At 57.8% G+C, this 20885-nt stretch carries 18 protein-coding genes and 1 tRNA gene; 10 read left to right on the top strand and 9 right to left on the bottom strand.

What is annotated here, in order from left to right; all coding sequences use genetic code 11:
• Positions 1-57 precede the first annotated feature (57 nt).
• Complete coding sequence (locus HCU74_RS14165) at positions 58-654, top strand: hypothetical protein (RefSeq protein WP_168451089.1); 597 nt, start codon at positions 58-60, stop codon at positions 652-654.
• Positions 655-690: 36 nt separating this feature from the next.
• Here the strand turns inward: HCU74_RS14165 and HCU74_RS14170 are convergent, their stop codons facing one another.
• The gene (locus tag HCU74_RS14170; RefSeq protein ID WP_168451090.1) at positions 691-1347 is read right to left on the bottom strand and encodes a 3-oxoacid CoA-transferase subunit B; all 657 of its coding nucleotides are present in this window, start codon (positions 1345-1347) and stop codon (positions 691-693) included.
• Positions 1348-1375: 28 nt separating this feature from the next.
• Positions 1376-2074 (bottom strand): CoA transferase subunit A, encoded by a 699-nt coding sequence (locus HCU74_RS14175; RefSeq protein WP_168451091.1) that lies wholly within the window; start codon positions 2072-2074, stop codon positions 1376-1378.
• Between the two features lie 108 nt (positions 2075-2182).
• Between HCU74_RS14175 and HCU74_RS14180 the strand changes: the two genes are divergently transcribed.
• Both HCU74_RS14180 and HCU74_RS14185 read left to right on the top strand, forming a co-directional pair.
• On the top strand, positions 2183-3076 hold the full coding sequence (locus HCU74_RS14180; protein ID WP_168451092.1) for a LysR family transcriptional regulator: 894 nt from the start codon (positions 2183-2185) through the stop codon (positions 3074-3076).
• A 248-nt stretch (positions 3077-3324) separates the two neighbouring features.
• Positions 3325-3495, top strand: coding sequence for a hypothetical protein (locus tag HCU74_RS14185; protein WP_168451093.1), 171 nt, complete (start codon positions 3325-3327; stop codon positions 3493-3495).
• Between the two features lie 46 nt (positions 3496-3541).
• On the opposite strand, the gene katG is transcribed toward HCU74_RS14185, so the two are convergent.
• The gene (katG, locus tag HCU74_RS14190; RefSeq protein WP_168451094.1) at positions 3542-5734 is read right to left on the bottom strand and encodes a catalase/peroxidase HPI; all 2193 of its coding nucleotides are present in this window, start codon (positions 5732-5734) and stop codon (positions 3542-3544) included.
• Between the two features lie 293 nt (positions 5735-6027).
• Here katG and HCU74_RS14195 point away from each other — a divergent pair, with 293 nt between their 5' ends.
• Complete coding sequence (locus tag HCU74_RS14195) at positions 6028-7701, top strand: MFS transporter (protein WP_168451095.1); 1674 nt, start codon at positions 6028-6030, stop codon at positions 7699-7701.
• 14 nt (positions 7702-7715) lie between these two features.
• On the opposite strand, the gene HCU74_RS14200 is transcribed toward HCU74_RS14195, so the two are convergent.
• Together HCU74_RS14200 and HCU74_RS14205 are read right to left on the bottom strand one after the other, a co-directional pair.
• Positions 7716-10004: an ATP-dependent DNA helicase gene (locus tag HCU74_RS14200; RefSeq protein ID WP_168451096.1), complete on the bottom strand. Its 2289-nt coding sequence runs from the start codon at positions 10002-10004 to the stop codon at positions 7716-7718.
• Positions 10001-11683 (bottom strand): VRR-NUC domain-containing protein, encoded by a 1683-nt coding sequence (locus tag HCU74_RS14205; RefSeq protein WP_210425289.1) that lies wholly within the window; start codon positions 11681-11683, stop codon positions 10001-10003. Before HCU74_RS14205 ends, HCU74_RS14200 begins: the two co-directional genes overlap by 4 nt.
• A gap of 246 nt (positions 11684-11929) precedes the next feature.
• Between HCU74_RS14205 and HCU74_RS14210 the strand changes: the two genes are divergently transcribed.
• The 3 genes from HCU74_RS14210 to HCU74_RS14220 all read left to right on the top strand — a co-directional run bounded on the left by HCU74_RS14210 (position 11930) and on the right by HCU74_RS14220 (position 16685).
• Positions 11930-14359, top strand: a complete 2430-nt coding sequence (locus tag HCU74_RS14210; RefSeq protein ID WP_168451097.1) for a hypothetical protein — start codon at positions 11930-11932, stop codon at positions 14357-14359.
• Positions 14360-14604: 245 nt separating this feature from the next.
• Positions 14605-15678, top strand: a complete 1074-nt coding sequence (locus HCU74_RS14215; protein ID WP_168451098.1) for an ELM1/GtrOC1 family putative glycosyltransferase — start codon at positions 14605-14607, stop codon at positions 15676-15678.
• Positions 15679-15845: 167 nt separating this feature from the next.
• A complete protein-coding gene (locus HCU74_RS14220) occupies positions 15846-16685 on the top strand; it encodes a glycosyltransferase family 25 protein (protein ID WP_168451099.1) in 840 nt (279 codons plus the stop codon).
• A 37-nt stretch (positions 16686-16722) separates the two neighbouring features.
• Here HCU74_RS14220 and HCU74_RS14225 read toward each other — a convergent pair whose 3' ends face one another.
• From HCU74_RS14225 to HCU74_RS14235, 3 genes are read right to left on the bottom strand one after another with little or no spacing between them, the layout of a single operon-like run.
• Positions 16723-17067 carry a hypothetical protein gene (locus HCU74_RS14225; protein WP_168451100.1) on the bottom strand — a complete coding sequence of 115 codons (345 nt, stop codon included), beginning with the start codon at positions 17065-17067 and terminating at the stop codon, positions 16723-16725.
• Positions 17064-17477, bottom strand: coding sequence for a hypothetical protein (locus HCU74_RS14230; RefSeq protein ID WP_168451101.1), 414 nt, complete (start codon positions 17475-17477; stop codon positions 17064-17066). Before HCU74_RS14230 ends, HCU74_RS14225 begins: the two co-directional genes overlap by 4 nt.
• 12 nt (positions 17478-17489) lie before the next feature.
• A complete protein-coding gene (locus tag HCU74_RS14235; protein ID WP_168451102.1) occupies positions 17490-17792 on the bottom strand; it encodes a hypothetical protein in 303 nt (100 codons plus the stop codon).
• Between the two features lie 432 nt (positions 17793-18224).
• On the opposite strand from HCU74_RS14235, the gene HCU74_RS14240 reads away from it, so the two are divergent.
• From HCU74_RS14240 to HCU74_RS14250, 3 genes are all read left to right on the top strand, one after another.
• Entirely contained in the window at positions 18225-18425 is a 201-nt protein-coding gene (locus HCU74_RS14240; RefSeq protein WP_168451103.1) for a CsbD family protein, read from the top strand.
• Between the two features lie 137 nt (positions 18426-18562).
• Complete coding sequence (locus tag HCU74_RS14245) at positions 18563-19126, top strand: BON domain-containing protein (RefSeq protein ID WP_168451104.1); 564 nt, start codon at positions 18563-18565, stop codon at positions 19124-19126.
• Positions 19127-19357: 231 nt separating this feature from the next.
• Positions 19358-19434: transfer RNA gene (locus HCU74_RS14250), tRNA-Met, on the top strand.
• Positions 19435-19474: 40 nt separating this feature from the next.
• Here the strand turns inward: HCU74_RS14250 and HCU74_RS14255 are convergent.
• The gene (locus tag HCU74_RS14255; RefSeq protein ID WP_168451105.1) at positions 19475-20599 is read right to left on the bottom strand and encodes a tyrosine-type recombinase/integrase; all 1125 of its coding nucleotides are present in this window, start codon (positions 20597-20599) and stop codon (positions 19475-19477) included.
• Between the last annotated feature and the right edge of the window lie 286 nt (positions 20600-20885).

The following is a 20885-nucleotide window of genomic DNA, read 5'->3' on the forward strand; positions in this document are numbered from 1 at the left end:
AAAAATAAGAAAATACCCCTTATATTTTTGTCAGGTCACCTGAAAAGGAGAGAGTCTATGACGTCGTCTGTCTTGTCCCGTGTTGAACAGCCCCTGGCCGACTATTTTCGTGAGCGCTTGCACGAAGAGGGCGATAAACAACGCCGCCCGCCACAGGAGGACACGCTCTGGTATATGGGCGATATGCTTGCCCGCTTCGGTGATAGTGAGCAGGTGTTCAGCTACGACGACGGCCGACTGGATCTGCGCCCACTGGCGCTGTTGTACAGCGATGCCTGTGAAAGCCGCGACCCCCGTGCACGCTGTTTGTTGATGCGCCAATTGGGCGACCTGGCGTTGTTTATAGGTGCCTTGTTTCCTGAAAACTATCGCCGTCGCGGTTTGTATAAAGATTATTTTGTCGGCATGGGCGGGGGTGCATACAGCTATCTGTCGGAACATGCCCGGCACAATCGCCATGTTTATTCCGAGTTGGCGTCTACCTTTGCGGCTATGCTTGAATTGGTTGCCCGGGCCTGCTCGCGGCACACTCGCTTCGACGCCGCAGATGTGCTGCGGCTGTATCAGCGCTGGCAGCAAAGTCGCGATCCCCAGGCTGGCAGACAACTACAGGCAATGGGGGTCGCGTTGTCGGCGTCGGATATAGTGCATTGACCCACGCCGCTGCCCGGCGGCGAGCCGGGCATGGATTCAGAGGCTCATTTCCTTAACGTCTTCCGGTACGACGACATCGCCGGCGGTCAGGCTGACAATGTCGTCTACGCTGACACCGGGGGCGCGCTCGCGCAGGATAAATTTTCCGTCTTCGATATCCATCAGGGCGAGGTCGGTCAGCACCCGTTTGATACAGCCCTTGCCGGTCAGGGGCAGGGTGCATTCTTTAAGTAGCTTGGACTCCCCGTGCTTGGAGGCGTGGGTCATTACCACCAGAATATTGTCTGCGCCGGCGACCAGATCCATGGCGCCGCCCATACCCTTGATCAATTTTCCGGGAATCATATAACTGGCGATGTTCCCCTGACAGTCGACTTCGAAGGCGCCGAGTATGGTCAGGTCGACGTGGCCGCCGCGAATCATGGCAAAGGATTCGGCTGAGTTGAACAGGGCGGCGCCCTTGGCCATCGTGACCGTTTGTTTGCCCGCGTTAATCAGGTCGGGGTCGACTTCATCTTCGGTGGGGAAGGGGCCCATGCCGAGCAAGCCGTTTTCAGATTGCAGCATTACCTCCATACCGTCGGGAATATAGTTGGCGGCGAGGGTGGGAATGCCGATGCCCAGGTTGACGTAGTAGCCGTCGCGGAATTCCTGCGCTGCGCGCTGCGCCAGTTGTTCACGTGATAGTGCCATGGTGTGTTCTCCTTGCGGTGGGCGGTTATTAACCGCGCACGGTGCGCTGTTCGATGGTTTTTTCGAAGGTGCCCTGAATCAACCGGTTCACATAAATACCGGGCAGGTGGATTTCGTCGGGGTCGAGTTCGCCGACGGCGACGATTTCCTCTACTTCGACCACCGCAATTTTGCCGGCGGTGACCGCCATGGGGTTAAAGTTGCGCGCGGTTTTACGAAACACAAGGTTGCCATAGCGATCGGCCTTCCATGCCTTGGCGATGGAGAAGTCACCTTGAATGGCCTCCTCCAGAATATAGTGGCGACCGTTGAACACCCGCACTTCCTTGCCCTCGCCGACCGGGGTGCCGTAGCCGGTAGCGGTATAGAACGCGGGAATGCCCGCGCCGCCGGCGCGCATTTTTTCCGCCAGCGTGCCCTGGGGCGTCAATACGACTTCAAGTTCGCCTTTCATCATTTGCTCTTCGAAGCGTTTGTTCTCGCCCACATAGGAGGCGATGATTTTGGCGATTTGCCGGTCTTCCAGCAGCAGGCCAAGGCCGTGCTGATCGGTGCCGCAGTTATTCGACGCGATCGTCAGGCCACGGGTGCCCTTGCGCTTGATTTCCTTGATAAGGTTTTCCGGAATACCGCACAGGCCGAAGCCGCCGGCGACGACGGTCATATTGTCTTCGAGGCCGTCCAGGGCTTCCTCGTAGCTGCTTACTACTTTATCCAGGCCGGGCATAGTGTTTCTCCAGTCTTGTTATGCGTTGCACGAAGTGATTGGCTCAGAATGCGTTAGTGAGTAATATTTGTCCAATTTAAAAAAATCACTAATTAATAAGTTTTATTTATGAATATCACCATTCGCCAATTGCAGGCTTTTGTTGCGGTGGCGCGCAGCCGCAGCTTTGCTGAAGCCTGTACCCATATGCATCTGTCACAGCCGGCACTGAGTATTGCGATCAAGAATCTGGAGGAGGCTGTCGGCGGAAAGTTATTGGTGCGCACCACCCGCTCGGTCGTCCTGACCCCCGAGGGCGAGGAGTTCTATCCCCGTGCCAAACAATTGTTACAGGACTGGGAGCGGTCGCTGGAGGATGTCAGCGACCTTTTCGCCCTGCGCCGGGGAAAACTGAATATTGCCGCCATGCCGACCTTTGCCGGCACTCTGCTGCCGTCGATATTGGGGCGTTTTCAGCGTCGTCACCCGAATATCAATGTCACCGTGCACGATGTGGTGGCGGAGCAAGTGCTGGAGATGGTGCGCGGTGGTCGGGTCGAAGTGGGCATTACCTTTGATCCCGGCGAACAGGAGGACCTGGATTTTTTGCCGCTGTTCAGTGACCGCTTCGTGGCGGCCTTTCCAGCAGACCACCCGCTGTTGAGCAAGAAAAAACTGCATTGGCGAGATCTGCACCACTGTGCGTTTATCGCCCTGCAGAGGCCGTCGAGTATTCGCGAGCAGGTGAGTGAGATGATGAGCCGTTACGATGTCACCTTTGCGCCGAGCTTTGAGGCCCACCAGTTGGTGGTCGTGGGGCGCATGGTCGCCGAGGGTCTTGGGGTCAGCGTGGTGCCAGCGATCAGCGCCGGTCAGCTGGAGGAGATGGGCGCGGTATGCCGAACCCTGTCGCCACAGATCAGCCGCAATATCGGCATTGTGAGCCATCGCCGCCGCGCCCGTTCGACGGTGAGTGAAGCCCTGTACCAAGTGATCGTTGAGTGGGCGAAACCGGGCGAATGACGGGGGATTCGCACCAATGTGATTCCCCTGGAGGGTGATGAGGCGTCGGTACAGGAAAGGGAGGGGTTGCGAGAGGATGTTGTCTGACTATGAAGTGACTCTAACTGTTTGATTTTACGTTCAAAGCAAGGATATTTTTCAAATATTCCAGTGTTGGCAGACACCTTGCTACATCTGTTTTGCCGTAACACTAAATGGCCATAGACCCGAACACCAAAATAACAATAGTCGCTCTGGGAGATTGCCTGATGCTTGTAGTTGAAATTGTTTTGAATGGCTTTATGAATGCCAAACGCTGCCCCACTTTTCGTGATGCCAGGGGCACCTTTGATAGGGACGCGATACGCGATTATTTTGCTCACCTGGGATATCAGGTGGGCGAGGTGAGGGCTATTGCAGAGATAAGCCAGCTGGAATAGCCCTTGGGGAAAACACCGGGGACAGTCCCCGGTGTTGCCGTGGGGTTTACTTCAGATCGAAGCGATCCAGGTTCATCACCTTGTCCCATGCTCGAATAAAGTCGGCCACCATGCGCGCTTCGCCATCGGCGCAGGCGTAGACCTCCGCCAGTGCGCGCAGCTGCGAGTTGGAGCCGAACACCAGGTCTACCCGAGTGGCAGTCCAGCGGGGTTTGCCGGTGCTGCGGTCACAGCCGGCGAACACGCTGTGGCTGTCGTCGGTGGGTGACCACACGGTGCCCATGTCCAGCAGATTGACGAAGAAGTCATTGCTGAGGATGCCGGGACGTTTGGTCAACACGCCGTGTTTATTGCCCACGGTGGTGCCGAGGACCCGCAGACCGCCGATCAGTACCGTCATTTCCGGTGCGCTCAGGGTGAGCAGTTGCGCTCGGTCAATCAACAGCTCCTCTGCCGTAGCACGATGGCTGCCGCGTTGGTAGTTGCGAAAGCCGTCGGCGACCGGTTCCAGTGGCGCAAAGGAGTCGGCATCGGTCTGTTCGGCCGTGGCATCGACCCGACCCGGGGTGAAGGGCACCGTGACGGAATGGCCGCCATCCTGTGCTGATTTTTCCAGTGCGGCACAACCGCCCAGAACAATCAGGTCGGCCAGTGACACCGCCACACCATCGCTACGGCTGCTGTTGAAGTCCTGCTGTATGTTGCCCAGTGCGGTGAGCACTTTCTGCAGAGTGGCCGGTTGGTTCACCTCCCAGTCTTTTTGCGGGGCGAGTCTTACCCGCGCGCCATTGGCGCCACCGCGCATATCGGAGCCGCGGAAGGTGGACGCCGACGCCCAGGCGGTGGAAATCAGCTCGGACACCGTCAAGCCAGAATCCAGAATGCGTTGCTTCAGGGAGGCAATGTCCTGCTCGCCGATCAACTTGTGGTCACGCGGGGGCAGCGGGTCTTGCCAGATCAATGTTTCACTGGGCACCTCTGGCCCCAGGTAGCGAGCCACCGGGCCCATGTCGCGGTGGGTCAACTTGAACCATGCGCGGGCGAAGGCGTCGGCAAACTCCTCGGGGTTCTGGTGAAAGCGCCGGGAGATCTTGCCGTACTCGGGGTCTTCCCGCAGCGCCAGATCGGTGGTCAGCATAAACGGTGCATGGGTTTTTTTGGGGTCGTGGGCGTCGGGTACACGGCCTGCGCCGGCACCGTTTTTGGGGGTCCACTGATGCGCGCCGGCGGGGCTCTTGGTCAATTCCCAGTCGTAGCCAAACAGGGTGTCGAAAAAGCCGTTGTCCCACTTGGCGGGTTGCTCGGTCCACGCGCCCTCAAGGCCACTGGTAATGGTATCGCCGCCCTTGCCACTGCCGTGACTGTTGCGCCAGCCAAAGCCCATTTCTTCAATCGGTGCCGCTTCCGGCTCGGGGCCGCAGTGGTCTGCCGGAGCCGCGCCGTGGCACTTGCCAAAGGTGTGACCGCCAGCAATCAGGGCAACGGTTTCCTCGTCGTTCATTGCCATGCGCGAGAAGGTTTCGCGAATATCACGGGCGGCCGCGATCGGGTCAGGGTTGCCGTTTGGCCCCTCGGGGTTGACGTAGATCAGACCCATTTGCACCGCGCCGAGGGGATCGTCCAGCTCGCGATCGCCACTGTAGCGCTCGTCTTCCAGCCAGCCCTTTTCCTGTCCCCAGTTAATGTCGTCTTCGGGTTCCCAGATATCCTCCCGGCCACCGGCAAAGCCAAAGGTCTTGAAGCCCATGGACTCCAGCGCCACGTTGCCGGTAAGAATCATCAAATCGGCCCACGACAGCTTGCGACCGTATTTCTGTTTGATGGGCCACAGCAGACGCCGCGCCTTGTCCAGATTGCCATTGTCGGGCCAGCTGTTCAGTGGGGCGAAACGCTGCGAACCGGTGCCGCCGCCACCGCGGCCGTCGCTGATACGGTAGGTGCCAGCGCTGTGCCAGGCCATACGAATAAAAAGTGGGCCGTAGTGGCCGTAGTCGGCGGGCCACCAGTCCTGGGAATCGGTCATCAGTGCGAGGAGATCTTTTTTGACCTCGGCAAGGTCGAGGCTGCTGAATTCCTCAGCGTAGTCGAAGTCCTCGCCCATGGGGTCGGACAGCGCCGAATGCTGATGCAGAATGTTGATGTTCAGCAGGTTTGGCCACCAGTCGCGGTTGCGGGTTCCTGCCCCTGCACTCAGAGCCTGGCCGTGGCCAATTACCGGGCATTTGCTTGCGTCGCTCATCGGGTATCTCCTTTATCGTTGAAGCGCGTCGGTTTGAGTATAGATTTAAGCGCCTATTCATCTATTGGTCTAATCTCTATTTCCTTTTGTATTAATAGGTTTTGCGAATCGATTGTTCTGAGATTGTCGTAGTGGGAGTCGTGCCCCGCCGACATTTCACACTACGGTGGTGAAGTGAGCTTAGACCACACCCGCGGATAAGTGATGGCAGATGGTGTTTAGAATTGGCGGGAAGTCTCCTATAGTGATTCTGTGCCGGCATTTGCGAAGGCTGATAGGGAAACAATAAACCGATGGGGAATACGCCAAAGGATAGCGGAGAAAAAGCGGGGATATTTTCGCCACTTGGGCACAGTACCTTCCGCAGTATGTGGGTGAGTAACACCGTGTCCAACGCGGGTAGCCTGATTCAGAGCGTGGCCGCCGCGTGGATTATGACAAGTATTTCTACCGCCGATCACGTGGCGCTGGTGCAGACGGCAACCTTTCTGCCAATGGCCTTGCTGGCCCTTCCGGCCGGGGCGGTGGCGGATATTTTTGATCGACGCAAAGTGCAGATGGTGTGTTTTTTGTTGTCGATGGTCGCCGCCGCGCTGATGACCCTGATTTCCTGGCTGGACATGATTACTCCGTGGAATCTGCTGGGGCTTTGCGCGCTGGTGGGCACCGGCGCGGCCCTGGCGGCCCCGGCGCGGGGAGCGTCGGTGGCAGAGCAGGTGCCCAAGGTGCTGATTCCGCAGGCGGTGGCATTGAACAATATCAGCTATAACGTGGCCCGCAGTGTCGGCCCCGCGCTGGGTGGTATGTTGGTGTCGGCATTTGGGGCGACGGTGGCCTTTGCGTTAAATACCCTGTCGTTTTTGCCGATGCTGGAGTCCCTGCGGCGTTGGCAGCGACAGGCGGAGTCCTCCCGTTTGCCGCCGGAGGGAATGTTGCGTTCGATTAATTCCGGTGTGCGCTATGTGCTGAATATGCAGCCCCTTCGCCGTGCGATGGGTCGTGCGTTTGTGGTGTGTTTTTTTGGTGCGGCGCTGCCATCGCTGATGCCGCTCATTGCCAGTGAGTTGTTGCAGGGCAGTGCCAACACCTTTGGGCTGATGCTGGGATGTTTTGGTGTGGGGGCGGTCTGCGGCATTTTTGTTCTCGACCCCCTGCGCACCCGTTTGGGGAACGAGGGCACGCTGCGCCTGTGCAGCGCGCTGGTGGCCGGTGGCATTCTTGCGCTGGCGTACAGCCGCAATGTCTACCTGGATTATGCGATCTTGCTGGCGGCGGGGATGGCGTGGATGGTGATTACCACCACTATCAGCGTCATGGTGCAATTATTCGTGCCGCGCTGGGTGATGGGGCGGGCCATTGCCACTTCGTCAGCGGCGATTACCCTGGGGGTGGCGACGGGAGCCTGGCTATGGGGAGTGATCGCCAGGGACTACGGCCTGATCATCGCCTTTGACGTGGCCGCGGCGGGACTGTTGGCCACCATCGTACTCGGTGTGTTGCTGCCGGTGGCAGACCGTACCTCGGCGACGGAGTTGGACGAGGTGGCGCTGAGTGACCCGGATGTGAATCTTGCCATTACCGGCCGCAGCGGCCCGATTACCATTGATCTGCAATACCGCATTGCCCTCGATGAGGCTCGGGACTTCTACAAATTGATGCGCGAACAGGGCAAGGCACGCCGGCGCAACGGGGCCTATGACTGGTCGTTGTCGCGCAATATTGGCGACCCGGAAGTGTGGAGCGAACGCTTTAGCTGTCCGACCTGGAACGACTACCTGCGTCTGCGCGGGCGACGCACCCTTGAAGAAAGCGCCATGCACAACAAGGCGATGGCCATGCATATCGGCGCTGAGCCGGTAAAAGTATCGCGCTGGCTGGGGCGGCCGTCGGGCTCGGTGCGCTGGAGTGATGACGTGCCGGATCGTGGTGATGACGCGATCCATCTACAGGGGCCGGGGGTGCAGTAGGCGCCCCCGGCAGCTTATTCCCACCACCACCTGGGCAGCATGGCTTGCACTTCCCTGCGGCGGAAGCGGTCGTCGATCAGTTCGATAACGCCGCGGTCCTCCGGGGTGCGTATCAATCGTCCCGCCGCCTGAATGACCTTCTGCATGCCGGGGTAAAGATAGGTGTAGCCATAGCCGTCGCCGTAGCGCTGTTCCAACCGCTCGCGCAGCACCTCGTGGAGTTCGTCGTGGGGCGGCAGACCAAGGGTGGCGACAAACACTCCAATCAGCTGGTCGCCGGGCAAGTCGATGCCTTCGGAAAACACGCCACCCAACACCGCCAGACCAATGCTGGGCCGGGGGTCGCTGACTTCGGCAATAAATTGCTCGCGCTCGCCCGGTGTCATGCCGGAGCGCTGCTGGATTAATCGCAGCTGTGGATACTCGCTGGCCAGGTGGTCGTGCAGTGCACCGAGGTAGCTGAAACTGCTCAGATACACCAGATAGTTGCCGGGTTGGCGATGATATTGGTCGGCCAGGCGGCGGCCAATCGGGGCCAGCGATCGGTGGCGATGATCCCGCCGGGTGCTGATGTCGGTAACCAGCCGCAGGTCGATCTGCCTGCGATGAAAGGGACTCTCGATATCGACAAAGTGGGTGTTAAACGGCATGCCGAGCAGGTCCCGGTGATAGTTTTCCGGTGCGAGGGTGGCGGAGAATAACACCGTACTGCTGGCGTCGATAAAGCGGTCCTTGAGGTGGTCAGCGGGTATCAGATTGTCGATTTTCAGCCGCGCGCTGCCGCGCAGGCGGCCGCCATCGACCGGCGTCATCTCGAATTCCAGGGTGCACAGGGAATGGTCGCCAAAACTGTCTGCCAGGCGCAAAAAGCCCAGTGCGGTAAACAGCACGTGCTGAATATCCGCGGCGGTGGGGTGGTCGCTGAGGTAGTCGGTAATCGCGGCGATCAGGCTGTAGAGGGCGGTATTCAGACCCTCGGGCACCGTGTCGAGAAAAAAGGCCCGGCGCAGGGTGTCGTCGCAGTGTTCGTCGAGATAGGGTTTGACCAGCGCCTGCCACGCCGCTTCAAGGTCATTGAGGGGCTGGCGCAGCGGCGCGGGGGCCTTGGCAATGGTGTACAGGGTTTCGGCTTCGCTGAGCACAATACTGTACATACTACGGGCACGGTCGATGAGATTGTGGGCCTCGTCTACCAGTGGCACCACCTGCCAGTTGTGTTGTTGGCTGAGGCTGTAGAGCAGGGCGAATTGGTCGAAGTAGTGGTTCACGTCACCGATGACAATATCGCACCAGCGGGCCATTTCCAGGGCGAGGAAATAGCGGCAGATGCCGTGGTTGCCGGCGATGTCGCGCAGGGCTTGCTGGCTCAGAATCGGCTGCTGCACCGCCTCGGCCCGGGCGGCGTCGAGGCGGTCAAAAAAGCCCTCGGCCAAGGGGCAGGACTCACCGTGACAGGCGCGGTCGGGGTGGTCGCAGGCCGCCTCGCGGGAGGAGAGTTCCAATACTCGAATGGGCGGCGCGCTGTGCTGGGCTGCGAGGATGGTGCCGACACCCTCCAGCCCCAGTTTGCGTCCGGTGTTACGACAGGTAAGAAAAAACAGGCGGTCGAGGTGTTGTGAGGGCATGGCCATCATCGCCGGGAATAGCACGCCAACGGTTTTGCCAATACCCGTTGGCGCCTGCAGCAGCAGGGATGTCTCGGTGCTGATGGCTTTGTACACGGTTTCCGACAGGGCGCGTTGTCCGGTACGAAAATCGCTGTGGGGGAAGGTCAGCTGGCCAAGGGCGGTGTCCCTGGCGTGGCGATGGCACGCTTCGCTGTCGGCCCACAGAGCGTAGCGTCGGCACAGTTGGCGGAGGTAGTCGAACAGTTCCTCGGCACTGAACAGAATGTCGTCGTGGACTTCTTCTTCGCGACGCACCTCAAAATACGTTAACCGCAGCATCACCTCATCGCGTTTGTCGCGCAGACAGAACAGCGCGCCGTAGACCTTGAGCTGGGCCCAGTGCATGGCCCGGCGGCCGGGGCCAATACGCTCGATATTGCCGCGGTGGGTTTTGATCTCCTCGAGAAAACATTCCTGCTGATTGGCGTAGTAGCCGTCAACCCGTCCGGCGATCTCAATACCTTCGCACTCACCTTTAAGCGGGTATTCCGCGATATAAGGATCTGGCCGCCGGTTCTGCACGGTGATATGTCCGGTAATCCCTTCCTCGGCGGTAGGGGCGGGGGTGTAGCGGAATTCCAGACTGCCGGTGCGGGCGGCAAATTCGCACAGGTTTTTCACCGATACCTGAGTCATGGGGAGGGGCTCCAGGTGACCGTGGCGACCTCCACCGGAATACCGTGGCGGTGCATGGTCTCCAGCCACAGGGTCTGATGGTCTTGCAGGCGATCGCCGGGTCCCTTTACCTCGACCAGCTGATAGCGGCGCTGGTCAGCGTCGAACAGGGTCAGGTCGGGCATACCGCGACGGTGGTGGCGCAGGTCAGCGAGCAGATGGCGGAAGATCACCTGTAAATGCTCAGCCGGGATAATGGCCAGGGCTTGTTCCACCAAGGCTTCAGGCAGGGCGGGCCAGTGTACCAGGGCGCAGCTAATACCGAATTTGTCGTGCCAGCACTGGCGGATCAGATCGCGATAATCACCGCGATGCAGGCTGGACAGGCGTTCGTCGATTTTTTGCTGGCGGCGGCTGACGAAATCCGGTCGATAGAGGTCGGCGGGGCCAGACTGAAAGGGGTGGAAAAACGCTCCCGGCAGGGGGGCGAAGATCACCGGCCAAAGCAGCAGGCCCAGCAGTCCGGTAAACAGCCAGTTTTCGGTGTAGTAGCCGTTCAGGCAGCTGTCGTGGGTCAGGGCGTCCAGGGTGGCGAACTCAACCCGTTGTTCCTGCTTGGGCAGCAGCATTTGCCGAGTGGGCAGCGGGCTCCTGGCGGCTCTTGCCACCTTCTGGCCGAGTTTTTTCTGCAGCCGGTGTTGCACTCGGGTCAGCAGCAAGCGGGTCTCGGGCCGCAACTGTCCGGACAACTCCTTGTTGAGCAGGGGCAGCAGTTTCTCGGGAGGTGCGTGTTTTTCCTGCATGCGATACAGGCGCACTCGAGCCTCCTCGTGGGGGTTTTGCTGGTAAAGCGTCTGGGCGAGGTCGTGCTGGCCCAGACGCTCGGCGCTGTGGGCTGCGGCAAACAACAGTTTGCGGCGGCGGTTCTCCAGCCAGGGGTTGTCGTCTGGGGGGGGGAGCTGCTCGGTCAGCAGCGGCAATCTCTCGGGGGCTTCCACGAGAGCGGTCAGGGTTTCGTGGCAGTGATGGATGGCGAGATAGGTGTCTACTTCGGCGCGGCTGCGAAAAGCACGTGAATCGCCATTGAAGGGAACGGATTCGTAGCGCTGGTGCCCCAATTCGGTGAGCACAAATTCCGACCAGTCCTGATGCAGATTGCCAAAGAACAACAACCTGACCCGGTCCAGCAGGGGCATGCAGCTGAGGGCAACGATGCTGAAGGGGGCGTCGGGCCACCAGTCTGATAGCGGCTGACTTTCGGTGCTGAGTGCGTGCAGGGTCGGAAGCAAGTCGCTTTTTCTGGCCGATTTGGGAACCGCTACTCCCTGGGCTAAAAGCAGTGTGACGATGTCTTCGCGGCGGCACAGGGCGTGAAGGGCCTCGGCGGGCAGTGCTGGTGCAGAATCGATAAAGCCACCTGCGACGAGGTCATTGAGTGCGCCGTGGATGTCGGGGATTTCCCGGTAGTTCAGGGTGTCGCTGCGAAACAATGCGCCCTTGCGCATGGTCATTCGTGCCAGTAGCGCCTGGCTGGGTTCGGCGAGTGCCAGTAGCGCGACCAGTTGTGCACATTCGGCATCGGTGAGCAGGTCGCGGTGATGATCTGACACCCAGCGAACAACTGTGCGCAAATTGTGCAGGTAATACAGTGGCTCATCGAGGGCGGCGGGGGTCAGACTGTCGGCGGTCACGAGGGGCATTGGCGGTGGATGGGCCAGATAGAAACAAGTATGCAGTGTAGCAGCATGGCGATGGCGGCGACCAATGGCTGGCTATTGGTACAGGGCTTCTATTACACTAAAACGACAACATCGCGTTTATCGCTATAACAACATCGTGTTCGCGAGCGCCGGCTATGGTTTGGTGGCGCCGCATTCTACATCGCAGGGCAGCACCATCTTCATTATCACAGGCCCTGCAACGCCGATCTGATAGGGAGAATATTAATGAACAAGAACGTATTACTCGCGCTCGCAGTATCCTCGGTACTGGCTGCCTGCGGAAGCAGTAGCAGTGGTGGAGGTGGCGGCAGCCGTGCGCCCGCCGAGGGGGTTCAGGGCGGGGCGTCCAAGGGTGTTATCGCCGGGGGCGTGGTAAACGCCTATGCCATCAGCGAAAGCGGTGAAGTCGATCGCACCGTGAAATTGGCCACCCAGACGACCACTGGCGAGGATGGCAGTTATTCGCTGGTATTGAACTCCAACTACACTGGCGGCGTGGTGTACGTTGAAGTGACCTCTGCGGCTACCGGCACGACAATGCGTTGTGACCTTCTGGTTTGCCAGCGCGACAGCAATGGCGACGCCATTGTCAGTTTTGGCGAATCCTATGAGCTGGCCTCGGACTTTACGATGGCGGCGGTGATCCCCAATGCCAGTGGCCAAATTTCCGCGAGCGTGACGCCACTGACTCATATCGCGGCGCAGTTTACCCTCGACAAGGTCGCCAAGGGCGGTCGCGTGTTCGACGCGGCTTCGGCGGCCAATGCCCAGGTGGCCAACAAGTTCAAACTGACCGGCAATCTTATCGACCAGCCCATTGTAGACATTACCAGCTCTACGTCGCTGAATACCGCGACCAAGGACGCGCTGGAATACAACGTCAAGGCGGCGGCAGTGGTGGCTGCGGCACTGGGTAGCAGCAACGACATCACCCTTGAGCAGGCGCTTGAGGGTTTTGTCAGCCAGTATGTCGACAGCGGTGTTGCCGAGCACGAAGACACCCCCGCCGATACCCTGAGTCTGGAAGAGATTTTCGATGCCGCCCAGGGCCTGCTTGGGGAGGTGGATGATGTTGCCGGTGTTACCAATACGGCAGTCACCCAGGTGAGTAATGAGGTCAACGCTGAAAAATCCAGCCTGGCCGGTGGCTCAACGGTGGCTGACCGCGGCGACGCGCCCGACGACGTCGGTTCCGAGGGGCTGCAGGCGACCAAGGCCTTTGTTAAGCAGTTGCGCAACTTTGGTTCGGCGGCAAACCTGAGCAGCGCGCAATTAAGCGCGGGGCAGGGCTTCCATGCGCAAATCGGTATAGCCGCAGACATGATGTCGGATGACGCCAGCGCGACCCTTGATGCCCTGGGGCTGGGTGTCAACGCGATTGCGTCGGCCCATGCGGCCTATCGCGAAGCACAGCTCAATGAGGAAACGCCGCCGGCCAGTCACACCGAAGGCGACATTGAAGTCACTATCACTGCAACGGCGACCGGGGTTGAGTACAGCATCGACCAGACGCTGACTATTGCGGTGAACGATGAGCTTGATATCGGCGTTGATCTGGCGCTGACGGCGGTGGATGACAGCGCGGTGGAGCAGACCGAGACAACCGCGGAAGGTGAGACGACTGTCGATCACGAGGGGCCTGTGGATCTGTCGATCAGCGGTTCATCGAGCACTGCTGTAGCGGTATTAAGTATTGCCGATACGTCGGCGGTAACCGCAACACTGGATGTGCAAACCCGCTCCAGCGAAACCACCACGGGCGGCTCACCTCTCCCCGGTGTGGGTGAGGAGAGCACCGTGGGTGAAACCCATGCCACCGTGGTGGTTACCGACCTGTCGGCGGCGCTGGCGGTGAGCCTGAATCAGTTGGCGAGCGATGAGGTCACTGACCCGGTCGGCTTCGACGGCGAACTGGCGATGTCAGTTGATCGTATTGATGGCAGTCACGACCGTTACTACCGCGAGGACAGCAGTATTAATGGCACGACCAGTGGTGAAGAAGCGGACAGTGCGCTGCTGATCGATAATATCGCGCTGACCCTCTCCGGGCGTCTCTATAACACCAGCGGCGATCAATTGCGGGCCAGTATCTCTGCAACACTGGAAAAGTTTGACGCCAGCTGCAGCGGAAACTCAAGTAAAACCACCTCTGTTACCGGGCAGACCACTGACGAGGGGGGCTATGACCACGAGACAGGCTTTACCAGCGAGGGCAGTGCTGAGCAGTGCACGGTGGTGAACGAAGAAGCTGATTTTGCCGACGCGTCATTAACATTGATCTTTGCCGCGCAGTTGGACGGTATTGCCGATGTGGTCAAAGTGACCGCCAACGGTACCCGCAGCGGATTTGAAGAAGTCACCATCAATCTTGAGCTGGTCTACAATGGCAGTTCACTTACCGTGGCCCATGTTGCCGACTTGAGTGATGATGCCGCGGGTCGCTCGGTTACGATCACCAACCACAACAATGTGATGTTAACCCTGAATGATCCCGCTGACCCTGAGCAGGGTATCAACGGTAAAATTGAACAGGGCGGTGAGAAGTACGCGGACATCGACGAAGACGCAGGGATTGTTGTTATCACCTATAGCGACGGCACCTTCGAGTCGGCGTTCAGCGGTAGCAGTTCCGGCGCAGGGTCTTCCGGTTCCTGAACAGTTAATCCCGCGTCGGTCACGCCGACGTGATCAGCCGATGAGGGAGGCCTCCCTCATCGGCTTGTTCAAGCCCTCATTCGTTTTCCTTCCCGTCTTTTTATACCACTGCCAATAAATTCTTCATAAAACTACCACCTCAACGTAAACCCCGTTGCTGATACTCCCACTTCCACTGGTCGCAGCCCACGCAGTCCTGCGCCAGATACTCACAACGAGTCAAACAGGGAGGGGCGGTACGGGCGATGGGTACGATCAATATTCTGGTGATATACGACGGCAAGCCGGGGCACCTGTCCCAGTCGCTGGGTCTGGCGAAGTTGATTCAGCAGCGCTTGTCTGCGCCGGTAGCCATTACGGTGATGCGCGCGAAACCCCGGGCGAAGTTGCTCAACCGGCCACTCCGCGAAGTCGCAGCATGGGGGCGGCGAAGCCTGTGTCGGGGATTGCTGACGTTCTATAACATATCGGCGCTGCCGGGCCAGCGTCCCGATCTTATTATTTCCTTTGGCGGTAATGTGGTGGCGTTGAACGTGGCACTGAAACGTCTTTGGCAGAGCCGCAATATTGCTATTGGTAACATCTACTGCTTTGCCGAGTCGGACTTTGATGCTCACATTACGGGCTTCGGCAAGGAGGGGCAGGTAAACGCCGTGGCAAGCCATATCGCGATGTGCAGCATTGATCGCCATGTGTGTGACGCAGCGGGGCGAGCCATGCGGGATACACATCCCACGCCGCTTTGGGCGCTGTTTGTCGGTGGCGACGGTAGCGGCTATCGCTACACTGTGCAGGACTGGCAATCGCTTGCGCAGGCCCTGAATACCCTGGCCGAGATCCACGGCATACGATGGTTGCTCAGCACCTCGCGGAGAACCGGCAGCGAGGGCCTCCAGTGTTTGCAGCATTATCTGGACAGCGCGGCCGTGGCTTCGTCGATCTGGTACGGCGAGGCCAACGCTACGCCCTTAACCGCCTATCTCGGTGCGGCCAGCCGAATATTTTGCAGCGAAGATAGCCTCAGTATGTTGTCGGAATCAGTGGCAATGAATAAGCCCGTTGTGGCGTTTAGCCCAGCGGAGAGGGCTGATGGGCAAACCCACCACGAAATGGTCGCGCATATGCAGTCCAGCGGTTTGCTGGAGCGGTGGAAAATCGCTGATCTTGCCGAGTATCAACCTACACCCTATGCACCGGCGTTATCCTACGACGAGCAATTGACGGCTATTTTTCGCCAGCTGGTTGCGACCGGTGTGCTGCGCAATCTGGCCCCTACCTCGCGGTTGGTACACCCACTGGTGGCCGACGCGATGGCGTGAGTTCCGTCGTAAATCATGCTGACATAAAGCCTTCATCTACCGGGTGGCATCATGGGGCGATTGGGGTTAGTCGAATATGGCCTCGATGTTATATCACCTCGAATTCCTGTAGCAGACTCTGGCAAACAGGCTCAGCGAAACAGACACTGCGAAACAATAGGACACCCATGTCGAAACTCGACCCCATTCTGGCATGTTTTGTTATCAGCCTTGAGCCGGAGGCAGCGCACACCCGCTTGCTGCTTCGGTCCTTGCAGTCTCAGGGCGTTACAGCGTCGCTGTTCGCCGCCGTTGATGGTCGCTCGACTCGTCCGCCGCTCGCGGCAGGAGAAAAACTCAACGACAGGTTGGCGATGCTGCGCTTGAGGCGGCTGCTGACGAACACCGAACTGGGATGTTACCTGTCCCATTATCGCGTAATAAAACAAGCCTATGACCAGGGCTGCGATTACGTTTGTGTGCTGGAAGACGATGTGGTGCTCGAACCGAGATTTGCTGAAACCCTGCAGGCGCTATTGGGAGAACAGCGGGATTTTGTACGCCTGATGGATCTTAAAATTCGTCGGCGCAAGCGGGTTAAAGAACTGGTGCCGGGCATCGTGTTGACGCGTCCTGAGCGGGGAACCCTTGGCGCACAGGCCTACCTGTTCAGCCGAGACGGCATGGTCAAGTTTCTGCGCTATGCGGCGACGATTTACGAGGCGATAGATGGCGTCTTCGACCACGGATATATATTTGGCCTGGATACCTTCTCAGTAGAACCCCACGTTGCCTATGAAGTGGAACGTGAATCGAATATTGCCAAAAAAGCGGACCCTGGCAGTCGCGCAATGACGCTGTTCGAAAGGCTGGCTTATCATCCGGTGAAGCTGTATTTCAGCTTGCGGCGGCATTGGCATCTGAAGACCCACTATCGCGATTACTATCCCGCGACGTTGCCCTTTGTGCGGCCCGGTAAAAGCCCGCGCTTGCGTGCGAAAGGTGAAGCAGCTTACCTGCTGGATTAGCGGAGTGCGCGCCGATGCCATGCCTGCGAGAGTGGCATTAGTGTTTATTTCGCACAGCTGTATTGTGCTGCATACTCTTCGCGGTACTGCGAATAAACCTGGACAGCCAGCGGTCGCATTGCCGGTCCAGCAGATCCAGTAAAATATGCCGAGTCTCGGTGGCGATGACGCCTCGCCCCGGTGAACTGGCTGATGAAGATGCCGCGATACAATAACAAAGTGCGCCGAATATACCCGCGCCCAGAAGCGTCGAGGGGCGCACTGCGCGCTGTCGTGATTGCTCCCGGTAGTAGTGCCGCATTAACCGATTGCGCTGTGCAAGCTGCTCGCGTCGTTGTTTCAGTTCAGCAAGGGAGTGGCGAAGGCGTGACTCTTTTGTCATGGGTTTGAGTCCTCCGCTGAACCCGCGCGATGCTGAAAAAAACTGTGTTGAAAGGTGCCGGTCAGCTTCTTCCAAAGCAGGATGGTCGTCAGTGCCATTATTAGCCCGCCGAGCAGTAGTGCCGCCGCAACCGGTGCACCGGCGGTTACCAATAAGGATAGCAAGGCCGCTACCAGAAAGACCCATGCACTGAAGGCTGCGAACACAAACAGTAGTGTGCCCGCAGCAGCCTTCAGTACTCTCATCAGTACCAGGCGACTGCGTAGCTCAGCGCTTTCCAGCAAGCAATAAAATTGCTCTCCGTGGGCACCAAGCAGGGTGTGCAGATCCAGTTCGGGCAATGTCTCAGGGGCGTCCTCAGGCTTATTGCCGGCTGCATCGGTGTGCTGGCGGTCTTCAATGGTCGTCATAATAATCGTTGTTTAGCGACGGAACAGAAACGCAGCTACGGCGCCAAGTAGAAAGGCCAGACTCAGTGTTTTCAGTGGGTGGGTGCGGGTGTAGTCGCTGACCGCAGCACTGGCTTCGTCGGACCGGCGCTTGGCGCTATTGGCTAACTGCTCGGCCTGAGTTCGTAGCTCCTCGGCAAGGTGTTGCAGCTTTTCCTCTCCGGTACCGGCGAACTGGGCGGCGCGATTAACCGCTTCGTGGGCGCGCTCAGCGGCGTGATCGACTTTTGCGTGGGCAGAGTCAGCGGCGTGGGCGTTGGACTTTGTGGCTTCCATGGTGAGCCTCCTGTTGTAGTGGTTGATCAAGTTTGGTTGTGCTGTTGCACGGGAATTTCGTCTACGGATCGGCGCGTTTTAAGTACCTTGATCAAGTACTGGCGCTTATAAGAGTGACTGTGCGGTTAGCAATGAGTTCGGCGAAAAGCGGTAACGATTACTACTAACGATAGTGAGGCGGGCGGGCGATCAGTGAAACCAATGAACACGGTGCATACTCGGCTGATAGGTGCCAGCTATGGCATTGAGGTTAAATAAACTATTCATAAATAGCGTTGAACTACGGCGTTTTGCCCTGTCGTATTAACTGCGTCGTGCGAAATGTTCAGCACGACCGATGCAGGTTTACTAACATCAGTAAGCTTGAATACAAGGCCAAAGCCAGAGCACTTCGCTCCGGGCGGCAGAAACGAAACCTTTAAGGAGTAACCCATGAACAGAGATATTGCTGAAGGTAAATGGAAACAGCTCAAAGGTCAGATCAAGGAAAAATGGGCGAACATCACAGATGATGACCTCGAAGCCGCTGAAGGCAGCAGTGAGCGCCTGATCGGCATGCTGCAAGAGCGCCAAGGTCTGGCCAAAGACGAAGCGGAAAAGCAGTTTGAAGAAATGAAAAAGAAACTGCACTGAAGGTTTTCGATGTAGCCGGGGTTGAGCGTCGCTGTGCGACCGATAACCCTGGGCCGGAAATATTCAGTTAGCAACGGTAAAAATACACCGCGAATGCGACCACAGGATCCGTCGCGGTGTATCTCACGGAGGTGTTTATGAAATATCAAGCGACTATTCTTGCAAGTGCCATTACCGCGGTGTTGGTCAGCGTAGCTGCAAGCGCGGGTACAAATTCATGGAAAGGCGAATCCCGAGATGCCTGGCTGGATGGGAAGATCGAAACCGCGTTGATGTTGAACGGTGAGCTGAATAATTTTGATATTGACACCAAGGTGCACAATCGAAACGTCACTCTGGCGGGCGTGGTAAATTCGGAAATTGAAAAAGATCTCGCCGAAGAGATTACCGAAAATGTTGAGGGCGTCGAAGACGTGACCAACAATATTCAAGTGGATGCAAACTACCGTAGCAAAATGGAACAGACCGGCGATAGCTTCGCCCGAACATGGAATGATCTGTCCACCACCGCGGGGCTGAATATGAAATACGCCGTTAATGACAGTATTGAAGCTACTTCGATTGATGTCGATACGAAAAATGGCGTGGTGACCCTGACCGGCACCGTGCGCAGCGATGCATCCCACGACCTCGCGATTGAAATAGCCAAGGGCTATGACCACGTGAAGGAAGTTAAGGATAACCTTGAGGTAAAAAAGTAAGCGTTAGCATCGCCGCCCCGAAGCATGTATACGTTGTGTGATGCCTGCACAGGGCGGCGTATGAATGCCCACGCGCCGCTTCTTCCTCACGGCGTTGTGGGTTGGTCGAAAACTGCCCAGTACGGGCCTGGGTTTTAGTGAGTTGAGAAAAAAGCAGGAAACCCCTTGCCAGATCGAATTCTCATCCCTATAATGCGCGTCCTGTCTTAGAGAACAAGACAACCAGTCAATTGCGGGGTGGAGCAGTCTGGTAGCTCGTCGGGCTCATAACCCGAAGGTCGTAGGTTCGAATCCTGCCCCCGCTACCAAATTTTAGTGAAGTAGATCAACGGCTTAGCGGATTATCTGCTAAGCCGTTTTTCGTTTCAGCAGCGTGAGTATGGGAGTTTTGTGACATTCGTCCCCACAAACCCTATTTGCTGCGATCAACAACTCCTCAATTTCCGGCGCACAGTAGTGCGCAGTAATGTCGCCATTCCGATGGCCCAGCAAGACTTTGCGCGTTTCCAGTGGTACGCCCGCCGCCCTTAAGCGACGCCCAAAGGTGTGCTTAAGATCATGCACACGCAAATTCTCAAAGCCCCACGCGACAGGCTGCCCCAGCTTTTCCGCATGGGCCTTGGCGGCTTCCGCCCGAGCCCGCTTCCAAGCGGAGTTGCGCATACCACCAATCGGACGGCCGCGAAAGGTGAATACGTGGGTTGGATGCTTGCCCCGCTGCGCCTCAATGATTGAGCGAGCTATGCGGTTGAGCACCACCAGACGATCCTCTCTGTTTTTGACGCAGTCACCTGGGATCAGAAATACCGACGTATTGAGCTCAGGAACAGCAATTTCCCAGTCCCAACGCAGGCGGCAAACTTCCTGTTCTCTTGTCCCGCTATTGACCTTGAACAGCGTCATAGCAGCCAAGTGGTCAGGGAGCTTACGCAACAGCATGCGCTGCTCCTCCCAATCCAGCGGATACGGCGACCGAGAATCATGCGAAGGCAACATGGTAATGAGTGGTGGAACTTCGAGCCAGGTTAGGCCATTTTCATCCCGCCACCGCCGTGCCGCCTGATTGAGAATTCGTCGCACCATCTCCAATCCATTGTTGATGGTCTTGGACTTCAGGCCACGAGCCCTGCAATCATTCACATAGCCTTGCAATGTACCATCGTGCAAATAGCGCAATGGTACGTCCGCAATAAAGGGCAAAAGCACCTTGATTCGACTCGCGTCTTTCGAAATGCCCTGCCGGTCCATGTTGTCCTGCAGGTATTTCGCTGCCGCATCTCTAAACTTCCACTCCGGTCGCACACCATAGATCTTGGACTGACGACATGAGTTAATGCGGTGCGCTAAAAACGCTTCGGCTTCTTCGAGGTTGCTTGTACCAGTAGACTCTCTAATTCGCTGTCCGTAGACGACTTTGTCAACGTGCCAGACCCCACCCCTGAGGGTGAGCCCCGGCGATTTTTTACGTCCCATAATCGATCTCCTTGAGATTGACCGAGACGTCCGTTGCAGTGCTTATGATCCTCCACCCAGCGATCCAGATCAAGGCGATCAAAGGCGGAGCTGTTTCCACCAAAATTTAGCTCCGCAACATGCGGCCGGACTTCTCGGTTAAATAGCGTTTTGGAGATACCGAGGTAACGGCACGCATCTGGCAGCCTCAAAATTCGGGGCTGGATTGGTGAAATGAGTGTTTCGTCTTTCATTGAGCACTCCCAACTTGGCATCTCTGGGGTACAGTGGGAGAACCTTCCACAAA

Source organism: Spongiibacter thalassae (genome assembly GCF_012272835.1).
In the GTDB taxonomy this organism is placed as follows: domain Bacteria; phylum Pseudomonadota; class Gammaproteobacteria; order Pseudomonadales; family Spongiibacteraceae; genus Spongiibacter; species Spongiibacter thalassae.